Here is a 416-nt window from a genome sequence, read left to right on the forward strand (position 1 = left end):
CAATAAATATCCTCGTTCTTCTAAATGATGTATGACAGGAGCACCATAATGTCCTGTGGCTTCTAAAATGATTGTAGGCTTCATACCAGCCTCGTTTTTTACATCCTCTAAAAATATAATAAGGTCATTAAGACCTTCTAAAGTATGAGTCACCTTAAAACTTTTACGATATGGTTTGCCTTTATCTAAGAATGCTTGAATCTGGCTTTCTCCTTTTGAAATATCCAGACCAACGACTGGATTCATTATTAATCTCCTCCTAAATCATAGTTTGCCAGTTACCCCTAATCCTCCATGCAGTGTCATAGCTTCGCTTGTTATACGAGATCTAAGTCCCAACCAGCCTCAATCATGTTTCTGCAAGTAGGGGGCGAACGGTTTAGTTGACGGGGTCAAGCCCCACGAGCAGTTACGTT

At 40.1% G+C, this 416-nt stretch carries 1 protein-coding gene; it reads right to left on the reverse strand.

Annotated elements, in window-relative coordinates; all coding sequences use genetic code 11:
• On the reverse strand, window positions 1-246 hold a 246-nt coding region (locus tag AC1DCY_RS27755; protein ID WP_477356012.1), incomplete at its 3' end, for an IS110 family transposase.
• Window positions 247-416: the final 170 nt, after the last annotated feature.

The organism is Lysinibacillus sp. 10T31 (genome assembly GCF_056394365.1).